We start from the raw sequence: 22,079 nt of genomic DNA, 5'->3' as shown, positions 1-22,079 counted from the left end.
TGGGGTCTATCATGCTGATTCTAGTTAATTGCTAGCTTGGGTACTCATTGCTTTGTTAGCATAAGCAATGAGTACCCAAGCTAGCATTTGGTGACAATATGATTTCTTAAATCGACGGTCCTCTTCTCAATAATCTACTGGTCAAAATTTGATTCTGCTAATCTTAAAGTGAATTTCACATGGTACATTTGTGAATAAGTAATAACTCGATTGATATTAAATTATAACAAAATCACAACATGATTATAATTGAATACTACCTTTATAAGTATCAGGTTATGTGAATTCCTGAATAAATGACGGTTATTCAGCTTTATTCAGCAAATTTGATACACGTATTAATTCGGATATATTCAGATAAATCCGTGCTAATACGATTAAACACGTATTTATATAATTTTGTCACGAATAAAAGCTTTTATACAGGCTTACACTCTCATTGGTTTAACCGGATTAATACAAGTTAATTCGAATTTACACGTATTAATCAGGATTAATTCGAATTAAAATTAAGTGTGTAAAGCTGTATAAACATTGCTTATTCAGTTATAATGATTGTAATAGGGTTTCAATTTGATTGAAGCGGGTGGTAATAGTGAAGGATATCGACGAGGTACTTACAAAAGAAGAGATTGAAGAAGCAAAAAGAGACGAAATGAGAGAATTGCTTATAGAAGCCTTTGATGACAAGTCACTATTGTATGAGATTTATAAAAAAAGAGGTTGGTTGGATCGTTTGTTCACGGATAAGATTCTTTCTATGGATAGAGAAGCCTTGTACACCTCGAATCAAGTTGCAGATTTGTGTGAGACACACAACTACGTAATAAAAAATAAAAGACGAGAGTTGCTAGAGTATGTGAATCCAACTCAAATGGGGGAAGGGAACAGTAAAACATACAAACATAACTATATTTCTGTTTTTAAAATGAAAATGATCCATGGACTTACGGGAGAAGGGTCGGAGTACACACTTCCACAGCTGAAAGAGATCATTACTGGTACTGTTGCTAGAACATCATCAACTCAACCAGGTGAAAACAATAATAACGAACTTTTACTTCAAATCTACAAAAAACTAGAAAGATTTGAACAGTTCGAGGAGATGATTAAATCAAACGAATTTTTTGAGGACATTGAAAAAAAGGTGAGGTCATCTTCTGAAAAATACTTGTTGGCTGATGCTAATAAAGACCAGGAAGCGAAAGAAGCTGCTGTAAATATATACGAAAGAATAGTATCACCTAATACTTCAATAGCTGATAAAGAACTTATTTGGATTGAATACAATGCTTTAGAAAGTAAGTATCCTAATCATGCTTATACAATTAGACTATATAAAACAGCTGCAGAGGAAAAAATTATAAGATTTAAACAAGATGAAAAAGAATTACAGATCCTTGACCTCAAGCAAAAGGTTAATAATCTATTTGGGGAATATGACGCTGCTAGAAATGAATCTGAAAGAGAGACAGTCAGAGCTAAAATTCGTAATGTGGCCAGTGATCATCCGGAACTTAGTTTCGAAATTAGAATGTGGTTATCTACGGCTGGTCAACAAAAGAAAGGTTTTTTTAAACGACTATTTTCTTCAAACTAATGAAAAGCAGTTCTCTCAAAAGGGAGACTGCTTTTTTTGTGCTTGAATTAGCAAAGATGATACCAGTCAAAATAATCATGACACTTCCATTGTAATATAGTAATATATTAATCAATATATGAGTGAGTGGGGGAGTCAGTTTGAAATATATTGGTTTGGTCTTCGGAGGTGTCTTATCTGCAATTGGCCATATGATTGGCTTTGTTTTTAAAAACATATACATTTCATTCCGTAGATTTTCGATGGATCCGGCAAATAAAAATTCACTATGGAACGCGCAAGCAGTACTATTTCTAGCAATGTTACTGTTATGTTTCTTTTGGCTTGTAGCTAAGTATCAGGATCTCTGGTACGGTTCGTCTCCAGTTTTTTATAGAGCGATCCCTTTGTTGTTGTCGTGTTTTCTTGGGCACATAATATATTCAAGTCCTTTAATGTTCAGAAACGCTTATGCTAAGCCAATTATTCAAACATTTCTTAATACCTTAAGTGCTCTCGCATTAGGTCATATACTAATTAAGTTTCTACCTAGTGGAATAGGAATATTAGTTGCCTTCATTACAGTGATCACCGTAACCATATTTACGCTGTACTTTATGCTGAAAATTAAGATAAATGGGACAATATTCACTAAGTTAACTTCATTGGTGGAAGAAGTGGAAGTGCGGAAAGTACCGGTTAAACAAGAAGGTTCATTGTTAAATATGATTCTAAGGAAAGATAAAGTTACTAAAGAAGAACTGTATGAATTTGATGGAATTGACCTGAATGCAAAGGGATGTTTATCGCATCTCCGATATTATTCTGAAGAATGTACTTTAGAATTGTTTTATACTCAGCCGACTAAAGAGAGACAAAGTCAGTTAGTCACTTTAACTCGAAAGGATAGGGCTCAACATGGTCAGACCGTAGGTGGTACCGGGTCTGGTAAAACCCTACTTGCAACGACCCTGATCGTTCAAGACTTGCTTAACGATTACATAGGGACCACGATCATAGAACCTAAAGGTTCACTTATAAATAATTTAGCAAATTTCATGGATAGAATCGGTAGACCTTACCACAGATTAGATGCTGAATATGAATTCACAAGTTGTCTGAACCCTATGTATGTTCCAGAGGGGTCCGACATAGAACCAATGATTGAAGCAAACGTATCTGCCTATCATGGATATCTAGGTGCTGATGCAGTTCAATACTTTAAGAGTAGAACAACACAATTACTACGTGTCTGTATAAAAGCTCTAAAATTCGTTTATGGGAATAATTGTACATATAATGAATTAGATCGGCTTGTACAGCCTATGAATGATGATTTTAGAGTCGAAGTACTATCAGAGATTAGCCGGCTAGGTCTTGAAAGCCAGGTACCGTTATTAAGAGAATATACTCGTAATATGGCAGGTAGTCAGAAAATGCAGGAACACGCGCAGCAAACGTATTCCAACTTATATGACTACTTAACTGAACTTACGAGTAATAAGTATATTCAACGTATTTTTTGTGGGCCATCAACCTTCAACCTAGATGAGGCATTAGAGCGTGGCGAAGTCATCCTAGTCAATGGAGCGTATGGTACTCTTCAAACACTGACTTACACAGTAGGACGGTTATTTTTGAACTTATTACGAGCTAGCACATTTAGAAGAAATATAAAAGGAGAAATTAGAGCTCATCAACTAAGAGTAGATGAAATTGAAATGTTTGCGGATGAAGAATTCAGTACCTTTATGGAAATGGCTCGTGAATTTGAAGTTTTTGTTGATGTAATACATCAGGGAAATGAACAGCTGACAGATGTTAGTAAACGCTTAGGTGCCATGGTCAAGCAAAACGCTGTGCAGAAGTTTATCTTGGCTGGTTTAGAGAATGAAGATGCAGACTACGTTGCAGATATGATAGGTGAGAAATATGTAATTGGACAAAGTAGTGGGACAGATGAAATGTCCACAAGTGGTTTCAAAACCCAAATTAAAGAGGAGAAAAGATACATCGTTGAACCAACAACGATTAAATCTTTGAGGGGTTTTAATACTGAAACAGGAGAAGCTGGCGAGGTATTATTTAGAGGAGTTCACAATAATGAACGCTTGGATCCGGTTATAGGGATACTATTACCGTTACCAAAAGTATTATTTAGTAAACTTTCAACTACTGAAAGTTTAGCTGAAGAGGAAGAGGACAAAGATGTCAGTCAACCTGATTTCAACGAAGTAGTGGATGTAACGCAAGAAACTGATCAAGATGCAAAAAATGATAAGTTGGCCAAAATTAAAGAAAAGGCAGCGGCACAAAAAGGGATTATGCAGCAGACTGAAAATATTGAGATAGTTAGGGAGGAACATATATTAGAGGAGAATGAGAAACCATTAGTGGTAAGGAATACATTTTGGGACAGTCCTGCAGAAGAACCAGTTCAAATAGAAGAAAAGCAAAAAGAGCTAGAACAAATACTCCCGCAAACTAAGATGAGATTTGCTCCAGCTTCAATAGATGAGACAACTTTAAGATTAGCTGAAAGAATTAGACAAACTGCTGAGGATAAACGTTCGAACAAAGGGAGTAGTGAATCGGAGTAAAACTCCAATTCGCTACTCCCATTTTTCTTCGTTAAGGGTTAAGAATAAGTCGTTATACTCACTAAAGCAAACTTTACCTAATGGAGTTAAACTATAAAGTTTCTGACGTCCACTTGAGCTATAAGAAACTAAGCCTAGTGACTCAACCCAGACCAGGGCTGCGTTCAATTCACCTCTACGAACGCGAGCATTTAATGAAAGATCTTCTTTATTATAGTCTTGTTTTGATAGGGTTTGAATTATAAGCTTAGTAGCATTAGGGAGTTTCGAAATCATATCTTTAAGATAAACATGAAGTGGAGAATTTAAATCATAATTGTTTTCTGAGCCGGCCATAATAACAACCCTTTCTATTCATAAATATTATAACTCATATATTAACACATATTCTAATTAAACAATATATATATAACTAATCGGATACATATATATCACTAAAATTGAAAAGTACTAAGTTGTGAAGAAAAGGATAAAATATACTTTTTAATGTTTTAGTGAGATAAACAAGGAGGAGACTATGCACATACAATTTCTACTCACTTATATTAATTATGCTTTTGAATGCGCGACTTTATTACTATTAGGCATCAGATTTTTTGACATAGGTAAAGTGAAATTATTCAAATATATTATTGGATCTATAGCTTTGACTCTTATTTTAGTTCTTATTAATGAATTAGGTTTTAAGAAAGGATATGCAGAATTGTTTCTTGTAATTTCGATAACCACTGTCTATGTGATTATTTTTAAGATAAAACTAGTCTATGCTTTAATTGTAGCCATTTTTTTAAAACAAATACGTTTTATGTTTTCCGCAGTAATACAAATGGCTTTACCAGACATGAATATAGGAGCAACTGGCAGTATAACCTCAATAATTATTTTCGCTTTGACTATTGTAATTATAAGATATCGCATAACGTTCACCTTTTTAAGGAGTGAATATATATATCATAAGAATATAGAAATGTTAACATACTCTTCTTTAACATTATTCGTTTTTGATATTATGTTGAGAACAAATTTCATCAATAATTCAATCCTGGGTACTCTTGTCGTTGCTTTTACATGTATTGTAATGGTTTTAGTTATTTCAGTTCGTTTAGAATTCTCCAGGTAAAGGCAGTTACTCAGTTAAAATATTTCGTATTATTCGGATGAAGGGGGGGGGCTCACTCTTCATTTTGTTTACATTCTCATTATTTTTATTTATTGCATTTAAAATTGTTTTATTGAGTTTTGAAGCACGTATCCAACTAATTGATACAAAATGTCCGTCTTTCTGCTCATTAAAATATAGTTTTAATGATTTTTTATCGAAAACTTTTATTTTTTTTAGGTTTGCATATAATCCACTCTGAACCCTCAGAAACTCATTATTTTCTAATTGTTCCTCGAATTTTATGAAATCATGAAGACTAAGTCTTTCAGTGAGTACACGTGACTTTTCTTGGTGATAAATAATTCTATTGTCAGTTCCTACCTCTAGATATAAAACATTCTCAAAATTAAGTTCAATAAATTCAAATGTAGCTAGTTTATCTATGGATGATACATGACCAGCAATTTGCATTAGTTCATTGAATGAGGCGGTATAAGCACTTGCAAATTTTTGAAGTGTTTGAGGCCTAGGGATTATTGCATTTCCGATTGTATTGTTGTCTCCTAATTCTACATCACGAATATAGCCATGACTCAAACTTGTTCTCTTTGCAGCTTCTCGAAGAGAATAACCACAGGACAATCTTAAATACTCGAGATATTTTCCGATAGGAAGATCCATTTAAAAAAGCTCCTTTATTGATTTTCGTGTTATGTATTATTTTCCCACATTAAGTTCATTATAATAGAATTCTCACACGAATAAAGATATATATGGTAACTACTCATTAATGATTCACATATACAGCAAGTGATTTATTTAAATTCTAATCAGATTATTATTAAATAGTGATTAAATTATAATCGTATAATAATTATCTTGGAAATTTAGGGAAACCATATTATACTAAAAGAAAGGAATAAAAGGGGGAAAGGTTATGCACCATTTTTTTGATCCTTCCATAAAACCAATTGTTGTTACAGATCTATCTGATGAAATCATTGCTGTGAGAACGTTTGGACTGGAGCATTATGGCTACCCGAATTTGATAATGTATGAAGTTATTAGAGACTATGAAACACTTTTTTATATGATATTAGATAGCATTTTTTCACTTGAGTTTGACACTCAAAAAATCTTTATGTTTAACAACAATGAAGTGAAATTCTCCTTAGATAAACAAAACAATGCAATTATAACTATGAGTAAACAGAGTGAAGTGAAGATAACTACATATAGAGACCCATTCTCACAAGAGATCGTTAAACATAAAACCAAAGGACTATCTGAATTATTTGGGCTACCGGAGGTTGAGATTAGTGGTACAGAAAATGAAGGAATAGAAATATTGGCCTATGTCGTTAACGAATTAAATTCTGGAGCAGTCATTGACGATTCAACTTCAATTGAAATCGAGGGAAATTATTACGAGTTGACCACACGTAGTGACCGATTCGGAAACTCCTTTTTGGAGATCTCCAAGATAGAATTTGTTGAATTAAAGCAGCAGTATAGACAGAAAAATAGAATAAAAAAGAAAGAAGGACTGAGAAGAATAAAATAAGTTCTTCTTTTTTTTGATTCAATATAGTAATATATCAGTATATTAACTAACATATTAACTAATTAAATAATTAGGAAGGGAGAACTAGTTTGGGACATGACACACTCATTGAGGAATTGGACTTCATATTGACCCATCCAATGTGTGGTACGAGGAACTTGGAATCATTCTACAATAATTGTTTATTCTCTTACGAGACTGTGCCTTTAATTGTTATCGTGAATCATATACAGTTCAAAAGGCCCGATTTGCTCACACAGTGGTCCAAGGAGAATGATCTAATACATAAAGTCACCAACGAATTAGATTTCAACCTTCCATTAGATACCAAAACCAAATCTGTGATAACTGTAGAGACTGATCTGCATGCAAAAGAACCTAACAGTAACGGTTATTACTTTATTGAATGGAATTTTAGTATGGAATATGAGCAAATTGATTTGTGCTTTAAAACAAAAAAAATTATGGTCACTTGCAAAACCTATGGTGAACTACTTTTAGTTGGGTTGGTTAAAACCGGAGAAAATAAATATGGTTTGTACTTAAAGTTAAAAGGAGAGAGCAAATATGAATAATTTACTTGAGGGAAATTCGATAAATCCAGATCCAATGAGAGAATATGAAGTATCTCTAAGAAGAAAACAAATTCATCAAGGTGTGGTTCATGCTATTGAAAATCATGCTCCTTTCGGAAAAAATATGCAGTGTGCAATCGTTAAGCTGAATAACGGCCTGAAAGGCTTGATTCATGAAGATCAATTTGACACAGTGAAATATAGATCATTAGTCGGTTTTATAGATCACAAAATTGATTACATGGTTCTGGATGTTGTAAAACAAGGACTTGATCCGAATTTAGAAGTCTTCAATAAAGAAACAGGAATTGTTTTATTATCTCGTGTTCAAGCTCTTGAAGAACTCCAAGAAGAATTTTGGGAGACTGCAGATGTAGATCATATTTGTCCCGCTACAGTTACTGGTTTTGAAGACGAACGTCTATATGTAATGATAAAAGGGGTGAGTTGCGTCTTACCGATACAAGACTATGAATACGACTGGACAGTATCGGGAAAAAATCTGATCCCGTTAGGTAGTCAATTGACTGTAAAAATTAAGCATATTGACAGAGAAAAAAAACAAGTAAGGGTAACAAGAAAAGAATTGTTGGAGGACCCATGGGAGAGAGTTAGAGAAAACTTTAAAGTTGGAGATTTTCATCGGGCGACAATCACAAGTGTAGTAGAGAATGTGGGTATATTTGTTAAACTTGCTCCTGGTGTTGAATCAATCGCTTGGTTCCCTAATCGCGTTCCATCTCATGGGCAATTAGTCGGCAAAACCGTTTCAGTCATGATTAAAAACATCAAAGCCGAAGACAGACGAATGCGTACAAAAATTGTCCACTTTCCACACGAAATACTTTAAGGGGGGAACTTGATTGGAACATCTGGTATCTCCTTTAACTAATTCTCCACAACAAGTGGTTCATATTTATCCTCTACTCGATGATCCGTATGCTCATATTACTCAATTAGGTGAATTAACAAAACATAACTATCACTACATCTTGAAGAAAATTGAGCATGGCTGGATTACAGACCGGGATATAGAAATTGTGAACTTTATATCCGTACATCGATGGGTTACGCTATCTCAAATTTTAAGAACCTTCTTCCCTGATGTTGAACGTGAGGAGACAGTACGTAATCGTGTAAGAAAAATGATGAAATATGGTCTGTTGAGAAAGATCGAATGGTCAAGTTATTCGAAAGGATCTGTAGGAAGACCAAGTTTCTACGAAATTGGTGCAAGTGGGGCGGATATATTGAAATTTAGATTCGGTGCCTTTTTGGGACATCGTGATCCAAGAAATCCGAAACCCACGACCATGCTTTTTCGAATGAAGTACATAGCTACCAATGAGTTGTATCTTCAGTTGAGAGAGCACTTTAAATTAGTACATTTTGAATTTCATCCAATCCTTAAGCTACAAGAAGAACAACAAGTTCCTACCGCGAAATTTACTTTGACTAATCCTGTAGGCAAAGAAATGTCCTTCATTCTATTATGTCATCGTGAGGAAGAAAAATGGCTCAAAACAATTCGTTATCAAGCCATGTTCTATAAACAGTATTTAAAAAATAGTGAAGACAGCAGTATTATGATCGTTCATGTATCTACAACTGACAAAGCCAACTTGGTTAGTAAAATATTTGAACAAGAAGGATTATCTACTGTTTGGTTTGTAACAGATGAAGATTTGTTTGACAAAGATATGGTTCTAACAAAAAGTTTCTTTTTCTTCAGTAATGGAGAAAAAGTTTACTATGATCTGCAATAATGCTGAAAATAGGTGATAGCATGAAAAGAATTTTTATTGCATCGTCTGATCCAGATGAATGTGAATGGATTAAGGATGAGTTAGAAGATTTCGGTAGGGTTGTAAAAGCAATAGATTCTTTGGATTTCTTTATATCTCAATGGGAATCAGTAGAATCGGAGATACTCATACTTACAGAGAACGTTGTTAAGAATACTGAATCATTCGAAAAGCTTCTGCACAATGTTAAAACAAATTATCCGTATGTAAAAATGGTATTTCTCTATTTCAGAGATGCGGATGATTTTGTGAGGAGATTAACTGATATCGGATTAATCTGTATATCTTACAATTCGTTAGATGTCGGTGTGATAGAAATGAGAATCAAAGGAGAGCTTGGGCAGGTTCCTGAAGTGAATACTCAAACCGAAACTGAAGTTGCCGAAAAGGTGACTATTGACTCAGTAATGTTTAAACGCAGTGAGGTGGATGAGACTTCAAGAGACTCCACAACCGAAGAATCTGAAGAATCGTCTGGATCTCAGGAGCCTATGGACGAACCGGGTAATGTCTCAATTGATGAAGTGGGGAATACGAGAAAAGCATCAGACAAGTTACTTAAGGTATTAGCCAATAAAGGTAATGAGTTTAAAACGTTTTTGAATAAGAGAAATAAACAATCTAGCACATTAGATATAGAAGGATTAAACTTTGATGCTGTATTTAACCAGTCTAGGAATAAGGTTAAAGTTAGAGATCGTTACATTGGTACAGCAGTAATTGCAGTAACCGGTGTGGAGAAGGGTGTTGGGTGCACACACACAGCACTTATGATAGCTAACTATTTAGCCAAGCAGAAGTTTTCAGTAGCATTAGTGGAAGCGAATGAATCTAATGAGTACAAGGAGATAGAAGCTGCCTATGAAGGTGTAGATGCAGATCTGTTAAATACAGTGAGTTTCTTTATTAATGGAGTCCATTATTATAAGAACGAAAGTTGTATTGATATGATCTCTCTGCTCTCAGGGAACTATTCTTACATCATTCTGGATCTGGGTTGCTACGATACAACTTCCTCTTTTAATGAATTCTTGAGAGCAAACTTACAGATAGTAGTAGGGGGAAGTAGTGAGTGGAAGCAAAACAAAATTTATACTTTCTTTCAAAGCCAGATTCACTTAGACCAAAGTAAGTGGAGATTATGTCTACCTCTAGCTGAGAAAGATTCAATTAAAGATATAAGCAAAAAAATGGATCGGCGTAAAATCTATCGTATACCTTATTTTCCTGATGCATTTGATTTAACTTCAGAAATAGATGGAGTTATGGAAAATATCTTGAAGGTCAATCAGCAACATAAGTTATCTTTACTGCGTAAAAAAATGCTGAACATCATGGAATAAGGAGGAGGAGATTATAGAGCTTAATACTTTATTTTTTGAGTTGATACTTACGTGTATTTTAATGTATGTGTTATATCGAATACCAGTGAAGAACAATCAATACAAGAAATTTGAGAGAATACTTCTTAGTACTCAGATTATTGTACTGATAATTTTGTATGTATGGGATTTATTCTTCATCAGAGTATTTTCTCAACTGATATACGCGTATACATTCTATTTTATGATTAGGCGATTTAGTGGAGAAAGCAAATTAACAAGGACGACCTTTTTAGTAATAGGAGCATCAATTGTAATGGGTGTAACCCCTTATGCTTATGCTGCTTCGTTAATGTTTACTGTTTTTATCGCCGTCAAAACATATAAAGAAATACGAAACGAGATAAAATACTTTATATTATTGATCTTAATAAATATAGTTAGTGTGATCTATCTGTACCAAGGGCTCGGCGGTAACCCGGATGCGCTAAGTAATGTAGTGACAGTAGTCAGAATTGCACTTTGTATGCTTCTTTTATTGGTAACGATAGATTATCAATCACGAATCATAGAAGGGACATACGTCAAAGCCATTACTGATTCTTTAACAGGCCTTCTGAACAACAAAAAAATAAAACAAGTTATACGGTCAACGATTGATGCACAAGTGGATTTCAGTATAATGTTCTTGGACCTGGATGACTTTAAATCAATAAATAAAGCCGTTGGACACGCTGCTGGTGATGAAGTCTTAAAATCAGTTGCAAAAATAGTAAAGGAAGAATTTGATGGGATTGGGTTTGTAGGTAGGTATGGTGGAGAGGAAGTAGTCGCTATTCTAACAGATTCATACTCTGGCTCGTTACTGAAAAAAGCTGAGGATACCCGGAAAAGAGTTGAAAATGAAGTTACGTACCAGTCAGATCAAATTGTACATGCAGTAACTGCGAGCATAGGTGTTTGTGACTGGACAGAAGAATGGTCTGCTGAAGAATGTCTCAAGAATGCAAATGAGGCAATGTACAAAGCTAAATCACTCGGGAAGAACAAAGTCGTTCATTATAACGAAATATTGGTGAAAGAATATTAGTATATTAGTATATTGATATTATTATATATTAACGTCAAAGGGGATTTACAATGTCTAAAATCCGGTTTCGGCAAAAACAATTACTTTTAGCAGGAGGGATTGGTGCACTTTCAGTACTACTGCTTTGCAGCATCTTTGGTTTTCTGTATGTCAACCACTTGACTAATAAGTACACTGTAAAGCGCTTATCAGTAGAACAAGAACTTGCACAAACCCAGCAAGTACTTAAAGAAGACATGATTAAGGTAGAAGTCGTCACTAGGAACATTTCATCTGGTGAACCCATACAAGAGAGTGATTTGGAAACACGTCTGATGCCACGCAATGCTGTATCAGAGGAAATGGTGCTTTCTAAAGAATTAATTCGAGGTAAGGTTGCAAAAGTGGAGTTGCCCACTAACACACCCGTTACCTCCACTGTAATCTACGAAGATGAAATCACTTCGAGAGACCTTCGTAGTCAAGAGTTCAGGTTGATGGAACTTCCCTCAAAACTTCAGAAAAGTGATTACGTCGATGTTCGTATTAAGTTCCCGTCCGGACAGGATTACATCATCCTAAGTAAGAAGCGCGTAGAAGATTTGATTGACGGGACCGTTTGGTATCACATGAATGAGAAAGAGATTCTTAATATCTCTGGTGCAATTGTCGATGCGTACATCCAAGATGCAACTATTTACGCGTTGTCATATGTAGAACCTGGCATTCAAGAAAAAGCCATTACTACATATCCGGCAAACAAGGCAGTACTAGATTTGATCGATTCGGACCCGAACATTGTTCAGAAAGCAACAACAGAACTGGAGCGGAGAAATCGCTTGAAATTAGAAGAGGCAATGAACTCGATGACTCCGGAGCAAAAACAAGAGTATAAAAATAAGTTGAACACTCAACAGATAGCTGAAAACCAAGCCAAAAGCGCACAGCCAACAACACAGCAACAATCAACAAACGATTTGATAACTGAAGCGGAATCAACTCCCCAAGTAGATACCGAAATGATCTTCAATGATCAAAATAGTATAGGAGCTGAGACACCATGATGAAGCAAGTCGTATTTATCGGCGCTTTTGAAAAATCAGATATTCTCTTTTACATCGCGAAGTTACTATCCGTACATCATCGAGTCGTGATAGTGGATGTAACATCCAATGCTGATTATCGCTACGCTTATCCTAAAATTCCTGAACAAACAGGGACCCAACAACATGATCGATTCGATGTAATCGAAAATATGACACTTGAAAAATATGAGCAATTAAAAATAGAAGAAGCCTATGACTTCGCCCTCATAGACATTAGTTACAAGGAAGAACTCCAACGTTGGCCAAATGCCGATCAGTACTTTTTAGTCACGTCACATGATAATGCTGTCATGCAACGAAACGCGGAACTTATGGATGCTTTTTTTCAAGGGAAAAGCCAATCGGACCTCGTCCCAATGTTCAAGTTAGTTCAAGAGACAACAAAATATACGGAACAAGTGATCAATGAGCTATTTGAGAAGCACCCCATTGATTGGAAAGAGACCTTTGTTTTTTACCCAGACGAACGTGATCTGGAAAGTAAACACATGAATCAGCAACTATCAATGTTGCACATTAAAAGGCTATCAAGTGATCTGAAATTGGCGCTACAGGGTGTCCTGGGGCAGATCTCGGGGCAGTCAGATAAAGAAATAAAACTGCTCTGGAAGAAAGCTGAGAAGGGAAGATAAAATATGACAATTATATCGTTTTGGGGAATGCAGCATGGTTTAGGTGTGACAAGTAGCACGGCTGCGGTTGCTGCTTTAATCGGGATGGAATACCAAGTGCGCACATTAGTCTCACAGCCGCAATGGGCAGATAATACGCTTCAGCGTATATTTCAAAAAACAGTCCAGTCTCAAAACCCACAGGGGTTCCAGACGAGTGGTGGGCTTGATGCTCTTGAACGTGCAGTCCGAGCCGGCAAGATTGACCGTGATGCAGTAAAGAATAACTCACTAATTTTAGTGCCTGATCGACTTGATATTCTCAAGGGTACAAATAAAAGTGATCGCATTCAATTTGATGATGCAAGTGAAGTCATTAATCTGATCTATAAAAAAGCCACTGAATATTACGATCTGGTGCTTCTCGATCTACACAGCGGCGGTAACAGCCCTGTGATTCAGGATGCATTAAATCAATCCGACTTGAATGTGGTTTGTTTATCTCAAAACATCAATGTATTAGAACGATTCTTCTTACAACGCGAAAGCATGCCCAAGGCAATCAAGGAGAAGCCATTTATCCTGCTCATCAGTCAGTATGATGAGGACTCCAAATTTAAAATCAGAAATATCTGTAATAAGTTCCGTTATAAAGGACCAGTGTTCTCACTGCCGTACAATACCAGCTTCAAAGACCACTCCAACGATGGAGACCTTCAGGGGTTCTTCCGGAGGAATCAGCAGCTGGCTACGTTCCATCCGAATCGATTCTTTATCGAAGAGGCACGGAAGCTTGCGATCCATATTTTGAATGCAGCGGGAGTCAACACAAGCATCAAACAAATTTCTGGGAAAGGAGCATAAGTAGATGGCATCATCAGGCATTATTAATTTTTTGATTATAGCCACTACTGTCCTGGGTTTTATCACACTTTTCCTATACTTGCTTTGGAAAAAACCAATTCGGAAAAATGATGACTTGGCCCAAGCGAGAGCAGAACAGTACTCCATTCCTGTTTTGGTCGACTTCACAAAAGTCATGATTAATGAATTCATTAACACAAACTTAATGGATATGGGTCTGTCAGGTGAAGAGTTTGAAAGGCGACAAGCCATCGTCAATCAATTTCGCAAATCATTGCGTAACACGGTTTCGGGAGAAATTAGCGACAAAATTTATGTGAAGCAGCAGATCGACAACATTCTTGAACGTGATTATGGAATTAATGAGACCAATATCGATCTGGTGCTGCCGTTTACGCAACCAGAAAAATTAACCTCACAGGACCGTTTCGACATCCTAATGCACTACTTCAAGAAAGAGCACGGCTATAAAGCACTGACATACATGATCGAAAAGTATGATTTAGGTCAACTCAAATATGTCATTGAAGATGGGAAAACCCCATCTTACATCATCACAGATGATGAAATACGAGAAATCTATCGAAAAGAGATCCGCAACCTGGATTACAAGGATAAACTCAGTATCGTTGTTCAGCGAGTATATCAGTTATACAAAGGGTTTGGCGTAATCGATGAAATTCGGGATATGACCATCGATGGAGTATCTGGAGGTGTCTCCGGGGCACCAGAAAAAATGAAGACAGTGGAGCATGAAATTGAGTTGTTGGGCAGGATGAGACATACCAAACGCGGTAATAACTCTGTATCGATTTTTCACAAAGGTAAAACGATTCACCTATCATTTTTGGAATTCGAATCAGAATTGGAAACTAAGCGCGTTGCACAAAACATCTACAAGCATAATAGTCCTGGTCCCTTAACAGAAACAACAGGCTATGTAGTGAACGATATGGCAGATGGATCGCGTGTTGTCGTTGTCCGTCCACCATTTGCTGAGAATTGGGCATTTTGGGTACGGAAATTTGATATCCCCAATCTATCTATGGAATTTTTGATTCCAGACTCTCATAAAAATGCCGAGCTACCAAGAGATATGCTCAAGTTTTTAATGAAAGGTGGGCAAACAACCGGATTCACTGGGAATCCGGGTGCAGGTAAAACATCATTGATGATGACTAGTATCGGATTTATTTATGCCTTTCTGAATTTGCGAACGCTGGAACTTATTTTCGAACTTAACTTGCGACAACTCTACCCAGGTAGAAATTCCATGGCACTCAAAGAAATACCAACCGTTCCAGGACAGAAAGCATTGGATCTAAAGAAGAAATTGGATACGGATGTAAGCATTTTGGGAGAGGTAGCAAGTCAGTCCGTTGCTTCCTGGATGATTCAAATGACGCAGTCAGGCAGTTTGTTTACGATATTTTCCCATCACGCAGTATCGGCTAAGCAGCTAATTAAATGGTTCCGAGATGCGCTCCTATCCATGGACATACTTCAAGATGAACGATTAGCGGAGCAACAAGTCGCGGAAGCAATCAAATGGGACGTACATGCAACTCGTGATCATACGGGGAAACGTTATCTTGAGCGTTTCACGGAGATTAATCTGGTTCAGTACGACGAAACATTTTTCGATCGTACAGAAGATTACGAGGAGATGAAGAAAGAAAGCTTACGAAGACAGTACGGACCAATTTGGAAAGAAGCTAATGTTATTGAATATAGAGATGGAGGATATGTAGCTATCAATCCAATTTCTCCGGAACGAATCAAGCAGATGAAAGAAGCAATGCTTGAGGAAGATTGTATCGCATTTGATATGTTTTTAAATAAACATTGGGGAGGACAAGACCAATGTCTACCAGCTTAATCGTTCTCCTCTCACTTATGGCACTTACGAGTATCCCGTTGATTTACTACTTTTTTAAATCGAGGAAAGATCAGAAAAAAAGAGTAGATATCTTTAACGCTAGTCGTGTTCAAAAGCGAACAAACGCCAAAATGATGGTTTTTTATCAAAAGTCGTATGACAGATTCTCAGCGATGCCTATTCTACGGAACCAACTCATAAGTATTCGTAGAAGGCTGTCTTTAATCAATACCTATGACGAATTCACCATACGTAAAGAAACCATGCGGATTACCTTTTTGATTCTAGGCTTAATCTTTGTTGGTATAACGTTGGTTGCCTTTGTCAGTTGGAGCTTTATCGCCATCATGATTGCGATAGCCGTAGCCATAGTGGCAAACGGACTGCTTATTACTATTTTTGTGAGTCGAGTGGAGAGTCGATTATTGAATCAGTTTGCAGATTTTTTGGAAGAAACGCGTCATGAGTATCAAGAAACACAGCGAGTGGATGATGCCCTGTATAACGCAGCTCAAATATCTCCACATGCCATTAAACTGCAAATCGAAAAGATTCATGATGTGATTTCTTCAGAAGATCCTCAAGCCCAACTAAGTGAGTACTACACGGTTGCACCCAACCGCTATCTCAAAATTTTTGCTGGTGCATCTCACATGATTATGGAATACGGCGACAAAATAACTTCTGATGGATCAATGTATTTGGGCACGATCACTAAGATTGTTAAACAAATTAGAGATGACATGCTGCGAAGAAGAATGCTGAATTACCAACTACAGGGTCTGACAATGATTGCCTTATCGCCACTTCTTCTATCTTTTCCTGTTCGAAAGTGGGCGGAGACTTCTTTTCCAGTCACAGAACAGTTTTACAGTAGCAGATTGGGATACATCATATTAATTCTCATATTTGCTGCTTCTGTAATCAGTTATATGTTCGTTCGTAAGGTTGGAGAACTTGACGAGGATAAGGGCGGGGGTTCTTCTCCTAAGACACAGTGGGAAAAGAAAGTTTACTCTTGGCCGTGGGCTAAATGGATTATAGATCGATTAGTTCCTCAGCGGCATACAAGGGCGCATTATAAACTATCTATGCTTCTAAAAGAATCAAACTCGCCACTAACTAAAGAGTGGTTTTATATACAACGGTTGACGGTGAGTTTGGCAAGTTTTATTGCCGTTGTCATTCTATGCGTATTCCTGCACTACAATGCAGCTCATCAAATTCTAACGACTCCCACAGTAGCACAAGCAAACCTGTTGGGTTCGTTAACAGGTGATGAACTACAGCAAGCGAATCAATTAACATCGTTTGACAACGCAGTAATGAATGATTTTAAGGAGGTGAAAGATCAATCAAGAGATAGTTTGGTTCAGACCATTGAAGCTCAGACCAGCATCAACATGGATCCGGCAATGATGGAGCAAACCATGGCTCGAATTTTAACCAAAATGAACACTATTCAGAATGAATACTTCAAATGGTGGGAACTATTTATAGCCTTCGGGGTAGCATTTATCGTCTATTACATACCGATGTGGGTTCTCCAGTTTAAGAGACGAATGCGTGCCATGGAGATGCAAAATGAGGTGGACCAGTTCCACACGTTAATCTCGATCCTTATGAAGTTTGATCAGATGTCAGTGGATACGGTCTTAGAATGGCTAGAACGCTTTAGTGTCATTTTCAAGACACCCTTAAGAAAAGCTGTACTGAACTTTGAAAGTGGTGCAGAACAAGCATTACAAGAGTTACGTGAAGATGCACCCTTTGCATCATTTGACCGGGTTGTGAGAAGGTTGATCCGTGCAAGCGAGAGAGTGTCCGTTGGAGAATCTTTCAATGATCTTAATATGCAGCAAGAATACCATGCCAAGGATAAAGAGGAAAAGATTACTCGGATTATTCTACAAAAAGCAGTGATGGGGAAGTTGATTGGATTTATGCCCACCAGTCTTTTAATTACAGCGTATCTGGTTTTTCCGATGATCTATATGTCGTATAAGAGCATGTCAGGAATCGGTTTCTAAATGATTGGTGAATTCACTAGGGTCATCGCATTTACTGTTTGATCAAACACAATCTATCAATTAAAAGGAGTTAATAAAAAATGAATAACGTACCAGATTGGCTGAAGGTAGCTGCAGGAATATTTCTAACAGTAACGCTAATAGCTATTATTGTTTATTTTACAGATACAGCACAAGAAAAAACTAAAGAAGCTGGTGATGAAATCAATGGTATTTTTAATGTAATGAGTAACTCCAAATACACTCAATACACCAGTGGTTCAAAAACAGGTAGCCAGGTCGTTAACGCAATCCGTCAGTACGCGAGAAAGCCCCAATTTGGAATAAAAGTAATTACGGGTAAAGGCGACGTTTCCTTTTACGGTAACCCTTTTACAAGTGACGGAACAGTCACTGCAACAAAAACGAATGACTTTGCTAAAGCAGAAGATCCTAAATCCCCTGCTTACATTAATTTATCGGGAATGTTCGAACCTAAAGTCGTTCGAGATGCTAACTCTGTTGTTGTAGGTATCGAATTTCAACAAGCGCCCTGATTAATTTCTCAAGTGTTTCCCTTCTCTCTCATAGAGAAGGGAAATTCTCAAGAAAGGAACGATAAAGTTGAATCAGAATACACAAGAATTTATTTATTACGCAGCATGGATCATGATCTTCGCTATTGCTTTAGGATCGGCTGCTCTAGGTCTAGAACAACAGCAGAGATATCAGGGATCCATTCAAGAAGTATCGACAATGGACTATAGGTTATTTACTACTACTGGCTCGATTGAAGAAGAGACATACACTGGCGCCGAAGTCTTGCAGAGCGTACAACGTATTCAAAGCATTAAAGCAGATATCCTGGTAGAAGGAATTACCTTCACTCCGTCCATTGACATTGATAACACAGATGTATCCATGGTTAACCTGAATAAATCGTACAAAGCAAAATATGTCCGTAATTCAGAGGGAGTAATTACAATCATCATTTTTACATAAGGAGGAGGGCACGTTGGGGTCTCAATTATCAAAATTACTTGCCTCGATTATAGGAATCATACTTTTGTTCATATATCCTTTGTATCAAAGTATGGAACGTCAAGATGACTTGGCTCAAATTGTTGCACACAAGACGGTCACCCGATTTGTGGATGCGGTACGAACAAAGGGATACGTCACACCAAACATGTATAAAGAATTTAATGAGGAGCTTGCTACTACGGGTAACTTGTTCGAAGTCGAAATGGTACATGAACATAAACTTTACATTCCAGTGTATCGAGATCCAGCAGACCCGAATACGTTTGAGGGGAAATATGTCACGGATTTCAGCAATTTCTACACCGATGATATTATGAAAGTTTTGTTCCCAAATACAACAGAGTCTTTGCTAAGTGAAAATAGAAGATATCTCTTAGAAGTCGGTGATTTTTTCACGGTATCCATTAAAAACAAAAACAGAACACCAGCAACACATATGAAAGATATGTTCCTTGCTAGTAATACAGGCGATAACACCAAGATTTTTGTGCCATACGGCGGGATGGTAATCAATGAAGACAACGTGTGACTTGTTCCGCTATAACCGAACAATTCGGGAAAAGCGGGGACTTAACTAAATAAGTCCAACTTTGCGACCGAGAATTGGAAAGAGGGAACCATGTATCCTGAAACAATTCCGTTAATCTCCTGCGTGCGTGACACGGACAGCGTGTCGGGTATGAAGCACAGGTGAAGTCGGCAGAAGGGAAGCTGGAGCCACTCTATTGAGAAGGTATGCTAACTGATATGCCGGATGGCTGAAAAGCGGACTATGGTGAGAATGGTTGTAAAAAACCTGACGAACCTCCGAATGTACGGGTCTAAATTCATAACATATGGAAACATATGTACTGACAGAAGTCAGGGTGGATAGCGTAGAGTACGATTGTAGTCTAGGAAACACGCTATATCGAACAATGGCGATATCAAGTCCACAGGCTCAAAGGAGGCACCTAAGGTCTAGCAAGCATAGCTAGGTCACAAGGTACAAGGAAAGCAAGGAACGTCGATTTACAGGACTGTCATCCTAGACGTCTACTATAAGGCAGAAATTTGCTGAAATGTACTAATCCTTGTGAGAGTAGAGGCACGACCAATGAAGTGGCTGTAATGGCTACGGAGGAACAGCCTCAAGTCTTTTTAGATAATAAACAATTTTTCCGAAAAGTGAATTGCACCGATCAGGTAGGAACGTGGGGAATCACCGTAAGGAGGTGAAGCCACAGTGCAAACTCTTCGATACTGGGACTACTACGACATGACGAGTACTTTTACTGATTTACACGAAAAAGCACTAGGAAGAAAAAAGTTCGATAATTTATACGGGCTAATAAACTCACATCAGAACATCCTCCTAGCTTTTCGAACAATTAAATCAAACAAAGGCTCACTTACACCAGGAACAGATGGCAAAACCATAGAGAATATAAAGACACTAACAGAAGAAGAGATTGTGAGCCACGTAAGAAACAAGCTTTTGAATTATCAACCCAAAAAGGTTAGGCGAGTCCTTATACCAAAACCTAATGGAAAGAAAAGACCGTTAGGCATTCCATGCATAGTTGACAGAATCATTCAGCAATGTTTTAAACAAATTATTGAACCAATTGCGGAAGCTTACTTCTATAAACATAGTTACGGGTTTAGACCGGTAAGATCAACACACAACGCTCTAGCGAGAGTACAACATCTTATAAACACAACCAATCTCCATTATGTCGTTGATGTTGATATTCAAGGATTCTTCGATAATGTGAACCACACATTGCTTTTGAAACAACTATGGAATATGGGTATTAGGGATAAAAGAGTACTTCGAATCATCAGCAAAATGCTTAAAGCTGAAATTGAAGATGAAGGGATACCGTTGAAAGGCACACCACAAGGTGGAATCTTATCTCCTCTCCTGTCAAATGTAGTATTAAATGACTTGGATCAGTGGGTTGCAGGACAATGGACAAACTTCGAAACTCAATACGCCTATGCAGGAGACTATCACAGGATCAGAGCACTCAAGAAAACCAATCTTAAAGAAGGATATATTGTGCGATACGCCGATGATTTTAAAATTCTTTGTCGGGATTGGAAATCAGCTCAGAAGTGGTATCACGCTGTAAGACTCTATCTTAGAGACCGCCTTAAACTAGACATCTCACCCGAAAAATCACAGATTGTAAACCTCAGGAAACGTAAATCTGATTTCCTGGGATTCACAATATGGGCTGAGAAAAAAGGAAAAAGAAGAGTCGCCTATACGGGTATAAATGAAAAGAAGAGAGCAGAAATCAAGAAGCAAGCAAGAGAGCGCATTAAGAATCTGCACAAAGCACCAATTACTCAAAACGCTCTTCTCTTCAATAGCTTTGTACTTGGTTTACACAATTACTTTTCACGTGCAACACATGTTAGTGTAGAGTTCTCACGACTTGCCTTTGATCTGAAAGCATTCACATACAATCGTCTCAAAGTTATTGGTAAATACCAATATCCTGATAATGCCCCGCCAACCTTCAAGAAGTTCTACAGGAACAGATATAGAACCTTTAAGGTCGCAGGTGTATATCTCTTTCCGTTCAGAGATGTAAAAACGGTTAACAACCTATGCTTTCAGCAGACGTTAAATCCGTATACATCAGAAGGAAGAAAGAGACTTCATAGGGATTTAAAGACGGATATTAGATATGAACTAATTAAACTAATGCAGTCAAACATACCAAACCGTAGCATTGAATACCTGGATAACAGACTGAGTAGATATAGTATGCAGGGTGGCAAATGCGAGATATCTGGCATTTTACTAACTGCTGATTACGTGCATTGCCATCATCTTTTGCCAATCCATTTAGGTGGGACAGACGATTTTAGCAATCTACGTATTCTACACAAAGATATCCATAAACTTGTTCATGCTACAAAATCAGAGACGATTGTCAAACTCATGTCGCCGTTT

19 protein-coding genes are annotated in these 22,079 nt (G+C 37.2%); 17 read left to right on the top strand and 2 right to left on the bottom strand.

Annotated elements, in window-relative coordinates; genetic code table 11:
* The first annotated feature begins 595 nt into the window (after positions 1–595).
* Together ACE04G_RS16490 and ACE04G_RS16485 are read left to right on the top strand one after the other, a co-directional pair.
* Positions 596–1,600, top strand: a complete 1,005-nt coding sequence (locus tag ACE04G_RS16490) for a hypothetical protein (RefSeq protein ID WP_301882334.1) — start codon at positions 596–598, stop codon at positions 1,598–1,600.
* A gap of 140 nt (positions 1,601–1,740) precedes the next feature.
* Entirely contained in the window at positions 1,741–4,179 is a 2,439-nt protein-coding gene (locus tag ACE04G_RS16485) for a type IV secretory system conjugative DNA transfer family protein (protein WP_449005101.1), read from the top strand.
* A gap of 12 nt (positions 4,180–4,191) precedes the next feature.
* Here ACE04G_RS16485 and ACE04G_RS16480 read toward each other — a convergent pair whose 3' ends face one another.
* Positions 4,192–4,515: a hypothetical protein gene (locus tag ACE04G_RS16480; protein WP_301882338.1), complete on the bottom strand. Its 324-nt coding sequence runs from the start codon at positions 4,513–4,515 to the stop codon at positions 4,192–4,194.
* Positions 4,516–5,305: 790 nt separating this feature from the next.
* Positions 5,306–5,962, bottom strand: coding sequence for a LytTR family transcriptional regulator DNA-binding domain-containing protein (locus ACE04G_RS16475; protein WP_449005102.1), 657 nt, complete (start codon positions 5,960–5,962; stop codon positions 5,306–5,308).
* A gap of 256 nt (positions 5,963–6,218) precedes the next feature.
* On the opposite strand from ACE04G_RS16475, the gene ACE04G_RS16470 reads away from it, so the two are divergent.
* The 15 genes from ACE04G_RS16470 to ltrA form a co-directional block, all read left to right on the top strand.
* Positions 6,219–6,845: a hypothetical protein gene (locus ACE04G_RS16470; protein WP_449005103.1), complete on the top strand. Its 627-nt coding sequence runs from the start codon at positions 6,219–6,221 to the stop codon at positions 6,843–6,845.
* Between the two features lie 89 nt (positions 6,846–6,934).
* Positions 6,935–7,420 (top strand): hypothetical protein, encoded by a 486-nt coding sequence (locus ACE04G_RS16465; RefSeq protein ID WP_449005104.1) that lies wholly within the window; start codon positions 6,935–6,937, stop codon positions 7,418–7,420.
* On the top strand, positions 7,413–8,270 hold the full coding sequence (locus tag ACE04G_RS16460) for a 30S ribosomal protein S1 (RefSeq protein ID WP_301882342.1): 858 nt from the start codon (positions 7,413–7,415) through the stop codon (positions 8,268–8,270). Before ACE04G_RS16465 ends, ACE04G_RS16460 begins: the two co-directional genes overlap by 8 nt.
* A gap of 13 nt (positions 8,271–8,283) precedes the next feature.
* A complete protein-coding gene (locus ACE04G_RS16455; RefSeq protein ID WP_449005105.1) occupies positions 8,284–9,186 on the top strand; it encodes a replication-relaxation family protein in 903 nt (300 codons plus the stop codon).
* 20 nt (positions 9,187–9,206) lie between these two features.
* Entirely contained in the window at positions 9,207–10,568 is a 1,362-nt protein-coding gene (locus ACE04G_RS16450; protein ID WP_449005106.1) for a hypothetical protein, read from the top strand.
* A gap of 295 nt (positions 10,569–10,863) precedes the next feature.
* Positions 10,864–11,637, top strand: a complete 774-nt coding sequence (locus tag ACE04G_RS16445) for a GGDEF domain-containing protein (protein WP_449005107.1) — start codon at positions 10,864–10,866, stop codon at positions 11,635–11,637.
* 50 nt (positions 11,638–11,687) lie between these two features.
* Entirely contained in the window at positions 11,688–12,680 is a 993-nt protein-coding gene (locus tag ACE04G_RS16440; protein WP_449005108.1) for an SAF domain-containing protein, read from the top strand.
* The gene (locus ACE04G_RS16435) at positions 12,677–13,354 is read left to right on the top strand and encodes a hypothetical protein (protein ID WP_301882352.1); all 678 of its coding nucleotides are present in this window, start codon (positions 12,677–12,679) and stop codon (positions 13,352–13,354) included. Before ACE04G_RS16440 ends, ACE04G_RS16435 begins: the two co-directional genes overlap by 4 nt.
* Before the next feature lie 3 nt (positions 13,355–13,357).
* A complete protein-coding gene (locus ACE04G_RS16430; RefSeq protein WP_301882353.1) occupies positions 13,358–14,197 on the top strand; it encodes a hypothetical protein in 840 nt (279 codons plus the stop codon).
* A 4-nt stretch (positions 14,198–14,201) separates the two neighbouring features.
* Positions 14,202–16,076: a pilus assembly protein CpaF gene (locus tag ACE04G_RS16425; protein ID WP_449005109.1), complete on the top strand. Its 1,875-nt coding sequence runs from the start codon at positions 14,202–14,204 to the stop codon at positions 16,074–16,076.
* Positions 16,061–18,106 (top strand): hypothetical protein, encoded by a 2,046-nt coding sequence (locus ACE04G_RS16420; protein ID WP_449005110.1) that lies wholly within the window; start codon positions 16,061–16,063, stop codon positions 18,104–18,106. The genes ACE04G_RS16425 and ACE04G_RS16420 overlap by 16 nt, the downstream gene beginning before the upstream one ends.
* Positions 18,107–18,186: 80 nt before the next feature.
* On the top strand, positions 18,187–18,642 hold the full coding sequence (locus ACE04G_RS16415; protein WP_301882358.1) for an ABC transporter permease: 456 nt from the start codon (positions 18,187–18,189) through the stop codon (positions 18,640–18,642).
* 67 nt (positions 18,643–18,709) lie between these two features.
* Positions 18,710–19,087 (top strand): hypothetical protein, encoded by a 378-nt coding sequence (locus ACE04G_RS16410; protein ID WP_449005111.1) that lies wholly within the window; start codon positions 18,710–18,712, stop codon positions 19,085–19,087.
* A gap of 13 nt (positions 19,088–19,100) precedes the next feature.
* Positions 19,101–19,658: a hypothetical protein gene (locus ACE04G_RS16405; protein ID WP_301882360.1), complete on the top strand. Its 558-nt coding sequence runs from the start codon at positions 19,101–19,103 to the stop codon at positions 19,656–19,658.
* Between the two features lie 696 nt (positions 19,659–20,354).
* Positions 20,355–22,079 (top strand): group II intron reverse transcriptase/maturase (gene ltrA / locus ACE04G_RS16400; protein ID WP_486094552.1); only part of this gene is annotated, 1,725 nt, incomplete at its 3' end.

It is taken from the genome of Paenibacillus sp. AGC31, from assembly GCF_057334655.1.
Note: the sequence above shows the minus strand (reverse complement) of the source record. Positions and strands in the feature narration are given on the sequence as shown.

Excerpts from the sequence above, each read along its gene's own strand:
- ACE04G_RS16470 (WP_449005103.1), top strand. The coding sequence starts at position 6,219 with ATGCACCATTTTTTTGATCCTTCCATAAAACCAATTGTTGTTACAGAT.
- ACE04G_RS16430 (WP_301882353.1), top strand. The coding sequence starts at position 13,358 with ATGACAATTATATCGTTTTGGGGAATGCAGCATGGTTTAGGTGTGACA.
- ACE04G_RS16480 (WP_301882338.1), bottom strand. The coding sequence starts at position 4,515 with ATGGCCGGCTCAGAAAACAATTATGATTTAAATTCTCCACTTCATGTT.
- ACE04G_RS16425 (WP_449005109.1), top strand. The coding sequence starts at position 14,202 with ATGGCATCATCAGGCATTATTAATTTTTTGATTATAGCCACTACTGTC.
- ACE04G_RS16440 (WP_449005108.1), top strand. The coding sequence starts at position 11,688 with ATGTCTAAAATCCGGTTTCGGCAAAAACAATTACTTTTAGCAGGAGGG.
- ACE04G_RS16475 (WP_449005102.1), bottom strand. The coding sequence starts at position 5,962 with ATGGATCTTCCTATCGGAAAATATCTCGAGTATTTAAGATTGTCCTGT.
- ACE04G_RS16435 (WP_301882352.1), top strand. The coding sequence starts at position 12,677 with ATGATGAAGCAAGTCGTATTTATCGGCGCTTTTGAAAAATCAGATATT.
- ACE04G_RS16450 (WP_449005106.1), top strand. The coding sequence starts at position 9,207 with ATGAAAAGAATTTTTATTGCATCGTCTGATCCAGATGAATGTGAATGG.
- ACE04G_RS16445 (WP_449005107.1), top strand. The coding sequence starts at position 10,864 with ATGGGTGTAACCCCTTATGCTTATGCTGCTTCGTTAATGTTTACTGTT.
- ACE04G_RS16420 (WP_449005110.1), top strand. The coding sequence starts at position 16,061 with ATGTCTACCAGCTTAATCGTTCTCCTCTCACTTATGGCACTTACGAGT.
- ACE04G_RS16460 (WP_301882342.1), top strand. The coding sequence starts at position 7,413 with ATGAATAATTTACTTGAGGGAAATTCGATAAATCCAGATCCAATGAGA.
- ACE04G_RS16415 (WP_301882358.1), top strand. The coding sequence starts at position 18,187 with ATGAATAACGTACCAGATTGGCTGAAGGTAGCTGCAGGAATATTTCTA.